Raw genomic sequence first — 4,795 nt, forward strand, 5'->3', positions numbered from 1 at the left:
GGGGTGCCCTGGCGGGGGCGTGATGGGTCGGGCCGGGCAGGCCGGTGGCTTCGGGCCGTTTCCGGGTGCGGGCCGGTGGCCGGGGGGGGGCCCCCCGCGGGGGGGGGGGGGGGGGGTTGGCCCCCCCCCCCCCCACGGCCCTGGCGGTGGGCCGGGTCGTGACGGACGAAGATCATGACGAACGAAGGAGTCCCGCCATGCCGACCCCAGGTCCGCTCAGCGCCGCCACCGCCACGGTGGCGGTCCATCCCACGGCCCTGGGGCCGCTCGTGCTGGCGGCGACGGACGACGCGCTCGTGCTGTGCTGCTACGGCACCACCGAAGGAGCCGCGGAGCGCCTGGGCCGGGCCGGACTGCGTCCGGCCGGACCGCAGGACGACGGCGCACCCGGACACAAGGTCCTGGACGAGGCCCGGGAGCAGATCGATGCCTATCTGGCCGGGACCCGCCGGGACTTCACCGTCGCGATGGATCTGCGGCTCGCCACCCCGTTCAGCCGGAGCACCAACCTGATGCTGGCCGAGTTCGTTCCGTACGGGCGCACCGCGACCTACGCGGAGCTCGCCCGGGCGCTGGAGCGGCCCGGCGCCGCGCGTGCCGTCGGCACGGCGCTCGGAGCGAATCCGCTGTGCGTGGTGCTGCCCTGCCACCGGATCATCGGCTCGACGGGCAGCCTCAGCGGTTACGCGGGCGGGCTGGAGGCCAAACGCCATCTGCTCGCCCTCGAAGCCGCGGCCGCGCCGGCCGCCTGAATCCGCCCTCCCCGCCGCAGAAAGCAGAGCATGTGAGCGCGTACGAGCCGTCCCAGCTCCCGGGCCTCGAACTGCCCGGCCCGGTCTTCGCACCAGCCGCGCCCGGAAGCCTCGACTGGGCGGGGCTGGCCGCGGAACTGAACACCGAGGGGGTGGCGGTGACCCCGCCGCTGCTGTCGGCCGAGCAGTGTGCGGAGCTGCGGGAACTCTTCGACCACCCCACGGCCTTCCGCAGCACCGTGACCATGGCACGGCACCGCTTCGGCGAGGGCCTCTACCGCTACTTCGCCTACCCGCTGCCCGAACTCGTCCAGGACCTGAGGGAGCGGCTGTACCCGCCGCTCGCCCTGATCGCCAACGAATGGGCACGGCGGCTGGGGCAGCCGGCCTTCGCCCCCGACCACGAGGCACTGCTCGGGGCGTGCGCGGCCGCCGGGCAGCACCGCCCGACCCCGCTCCTGCTCCGGTACGGGCGGGGCGGCTACAACTGCCTCCACCAGGACGTCTACGGTGACCTGACCTTCCCGCTCCAAGTGGCGATCATGCTCGACCGCCCGGACGAGGACTTCACCGGCGGGGAGAGCGTGTTCGTCGAACAGCGCCCGCGCGCCCAGTCCCGCCCGCTCGTCAGACGGCCGACACAGGGCCAGGGCCTCATCTTCACGGTCGACCACCGCCCGGTGCGCTCGGTGCGCGGCTGGAGCCGGGTGACGCTGCGGCACGGCGTGAGCGCCGTCCTCAGCGGGCAGCGCCACGTGCTGGGCGTCATCTTCCACGACGCCCGCTGAACGGCGTCCTGCCGGTCGCGCCGGTCCGGGGCGATCCCTATACCGGGAGGCGGCGGAATCAACCGGTTCGAGGACCCGGTTTCTGCCGCCTCGTTCCAGCGGATCGGCGCGGTGCGCTGTTCCCGCGGGTCAGCGTCCCGCGCGGCGGGCCCGCGCCCGGAAGAACCGCCGCTCGCACTGGAGTTCCGCTGGAGTTCCGCACCACCGCGCTTCCGTACGGTCGCCTTGCGACGGAGCGCCGATCTTGACGAGCCGTCGTGCACCACGGCTGATCGGGCGGTCCAACGTGAGGAGCGGTGGCGAACATGCAGCACGTCCAGGGCGCACAGGTCACGACATCAGGGCACGATCCCGGACCCGACGGTCCGAGCCTGTCGCTCAACAGCTCTCAACACCGGCTCATCACCGCGTCCCTGCAATCGCTGGCGCAGGAGATGAACGACATCGCCGAGCAGGCGTCCGCACTGCTCACGACACCGGCGGGCCGTCCGTCCACCGACTCCGAGGTCTTCACCCGGATCGCCCGCAGAACCGTGCCCCGCTGGCATTTCCCCATGCTGAACGACACCGAGCGCAACGACGCCCTGGCCGGCGCCCTGGCTCGTGGCATCCCGTCCGGGGCGACCGTGCTGGACATCGGCTCGGGGAGCGGGCTGCTCGCCATGGCGGCGGCCCGGGCCGGCGCCGCCCGCGTCGTCACCTGCGAGATGAATCCCCTGCTCGCGGAGGTGGCCCGGCAGGTGATCGACGCCCACGGTTACGGCGACGTCATCACGGTGATCGGAAAGCCGTCGACCGCGCTGGAGATCGGCCGTGACCTCGACGGCCCGGTGGACGTACTCGTCTCGGAGATCGTCGACTGCGGGCTCATCGGCGAGGGCCTGCTGCCGTCGATCCGACACGCGCGCCGGCATCTGCTGAAGCCCGGCGGAATCATGTTCCCCTCCGCGGCCCGGATCCTCGGCCGACTGGTCAGCAGCGAGGACATCCTGCGCCTCAACCAGGTCACTACGGCGGGCGGCTTCGACGTCTCGCTCATGAACACGCTGTCCACCCGCGGCCACCTCCCGGTGCGCCTCGGCACCTGGCCCCACCGGTTCCTGTCCGAGACCGCCACGGTCGCGGACTTCGACCTGGCCGAGGACCCCCTGGAGCCGGGCGAGCGCCAGATCGACCTCACCGCGAGCACCGACGGGGAGGCGCACGCCCTGATCGTCTGGTTCGAGCTGGACATGGCGGCCGGCACCACGCTGACGAACTCCCCGGAGAACACCCGTTCGCACTGGATGCAGGGCTGGGTCCCGCTGGAGAAGTCCGTCCAGGTGAAGGCGGGCGAGAGCGTCCCGCTCCGGCTCCGGTGGAGCGACTTCTCCCTCAGCGTGCACGTCTGACCGACACCGCCGGCGGGCCCACCCCGTACCGCCGGCCGTACCTCCTGCGCATCCCGACCAAGGAGAACGCAATGAGTCACGTACCGCAGCACGTCCCGTTCGAACTCAGCGGCACCGAACTGCGCGACGCGATCGTGCAGTACGCCACGAACCCGATCTTCCTCGACAACCTGGACTGGCAGAACGACGACAACCCCTACCGTCGCCAGCTGCGCCCGCAGGTCCTGCCGCACCTCGACTTCGACAAGGTGCCGGGCCGGGAGAACATCCTCGACTACACGAGCCTGGCCGTGCAGCGCCTGCTCACCTCCGTCTACGAGGCGGACCTGGTGTTCTTCCCCAAATCCGGCCTGGAGGGCAAGGAGGAGGACTTTCGCGCGTTCTACAGTCCGGCCAACCGGGCGCTGGGCGAGCGAATACGTCCGGCGCTGGAGCGGTACGCCTTCGGCTTCCTCGACGACGAGGTCGAGACGTCCGGCAAGTGGACCAGGGCGAGCCTGGACAGTTACCTCGACTCGCTCGACATGGGCGGCGGCGAGGAGCTGTCACCGATCGAGGCGGCCGTCACCGGATCCACCGACCCCGAGCGCGCCGCCCGCATGTGGCTGGTGCAGTTCGCCCCCGACTTCCTGTCCGAGGCGTCGCCGATGATGCGCAACGTCCTCGGCTACTACGGGCCCGTCCAGTCCGAGTGGTTCAAGGTCGTCATCGACGAGTACGGCTACGGCGTGCACGACACCAAGCACAGCACCCTGTTCGAGCGGACCCTGGAGTCCGTCGGCCTGAAGTCCGACCTGCACCGGTACTGGCAGTACTACCTCAACAGCAGTCTCCTGCTGAACAACTACTTCCACTACCTGGGCAAGAACCACGAGCTGTTCTTCCGCTACGTCGGCGCCCTGTTCTACACCGAGAGCTCGCTGGTCGACTTCTGCCGGCGGGCCGACCGCCTGCTGCACGGGGTCTTCGGCGACTCCGTCGACACCACGTACTTCACCGAGCACATCCACATCGACCAGCACCACGGCCGGATGGCGCGCGAGAAGATCATCGCGCCGCTCATCGAGGCGCACGGCGAGGGGATCATCCCCGAGATCGTCCGCGGGATCGAGGAGTACCGGGTGCTGCTGGAGGTCGCCGACAAGGACTTCGTCGCGCAGATCTCGTGGATGGACGACCAGCCGGAGCTCAAGAAGCTGCACGGTCCCGTCTACGAGGCCATCAAGGAGGGCCGGGTCCAGGCGCCGGTGGCACACCTGGTCGAGCCGTTCAACGAGCTCTCCAACACGCACTGCCACGAGGGCGACGAGCTCTGCCACATCGTCTCCGGAACCATGCGCTTCGAGAGCGGGCTCGGCTCGTCGCTGACGCTGGAGGCGGGAGAGGGCGTCGTCATCCGGCGCAACCGGCTGCACGGCGCCGACATTCTGTCCGAGGAGTGTGTCTACGAGATCCACTCGGTGGGGGATTACCGCAAATGCCTGTAGTGAGTTTCCCTGTCGCGGGGCGGGAGAACTGCGTGGTCGTCTCCGGGACGGCCTACGTGTACGCCACGGTGGGCGGCCGCGGCTTCGTGATGAACGCCCAGTGCCCCCACCGCGGCGGCCCGCTCCACCTGGCCGGTGTGACACCGGACGCCGGCCGGCTCATCTGCCCCTGGCACGACCGCAAGACGTCCGCGGCACGGCTGCGGAACGAGGTCCCGGCCGTGCGGACCGGGAACCGGGTCACGGCGGTCTTCCCCGACCGTCCCGACCGTGGCACGACGGCCCCGGCCGACGTCTGCGGCCGCACCAGCCGTGAGTACCGGCCGCTGTCGGCCGAACTCGCCCGCCCGGGCGCGGCGGTCTGATCCCCTCCCGTC

General features: G+C 70.8%; 5 protein-coding genes. All 5 read left to right on the forward strand.

Translation table 11 applies throughout. The annotated features are described in order from the left end of the window. The first annotated feature begins 197 nt into the window (after window positions 1-197). The 5 genes from ACWGIU_RS30020 to ACWGIU_RS30040 all read left to right on the forward strand — a co-directional run bounded on the left by ACWGIU_RS30020 (window position 198) and on the right by ACWGIU_RS30040 (window position 4,783). Entirely contained in the window at window positions 198-752 is a 555-nt protein-coding gene (locus ACWGIU_RS30020; protein ID WP_453711032.1) for a methylated-DNA--[protein]-cysteine S-methyltransferase, read from the forward strand. 32 nt (window positions 753-784) lie between these two features. After that, the gene (locus ACWGIU_RS30025) at window positions 785-1,540 is read left to right on the forward strand and encodes a 2OG-Fe(II) oxygenase (RefSeq protein ID WP_453711034.1); all 756 of its coding nucleotides are present in this window, start codon (window positions 785-787) and stop codon (window positions 1,538-1,540) included. 305 nt (window positions 1,541-1,845) lie between these two features. Beyond that, window positions 1,846-2,931, forward strand: a complete 1,086-nt coding sequence (locus tag ACWGIU_RS30030) for a 50S ribosomal protein L11 methyltransferase (RefSeq protein WP_453711039.1) — start codon at window positions 1,846-1,848, stop codon at window positions 2,929-2,931. Window positions 2,932-3,002: 71 nt separating this feature from the next. Beyond that, a complete protein-coding gene (locus ACWGIU_RS30035; RefSeq protein WP_453711035.1) occupies window positions 3,003-4,418 on the forward strand; it encodes an iron-containing redox enzyme family protein in 1,416 nt (471 codons plus the stop codon). Further along, complete coding sequence (locus ACWGIU_RS30040; protein ID WP_453711037.1) at window positions 4,409-4,783, forward strand: Rieske 2Fe-2S domain-containing protein; 375 nt, start codon at window positions 4,409-4,411, stop codon at window positions 4,781-4,783. Before ACWGIU_RS30035 ends, ACWGIU_RS30040 begins: the two co-directional genes overlap by 10 nt. Window positions 4,784-4,795 lie beyond the last annotated feature (12 nt).

The sequence above is a fragment of the Streptomyces sp. NPDC054840 genome, assembly GCF_053611065.1.

What these genes read in the sequence shown, in the direction of transcription:
- ACWGIU_RS30040 (WP_453711037.1), top strand. Translation starts at nt 4,409, where the DNA reads ATGCCTGTAGTGAGTTTCCCTGTCGCGGGGCGGGAGAACTGCGTGGTC.
- ACWGIU_RS30020 (WP_453711032.1), top strand. Translation starts at nt 198, where the DNA reads ATGCCGACCCCAGGTCCGCTCAGCGCCGCCACCGCCACGGTGGCGGTC.
- ACWGIU_RS30030 (WP_453711039.1), top strand. Translation starts at nt 1,846, where the DNA reads ATGCAGCACGTCCAGGGCGCACAGGTCACGACATCAGGGCACGATCCC.
- ACWGIU_RS30035 (WP_453711035.1), top strand. Translation starts at nt 3,003, where the DNA reads ATGAGTCACGTACCGCAGCACGTCCCGTTCGAACTCAGCGGCACCGAA.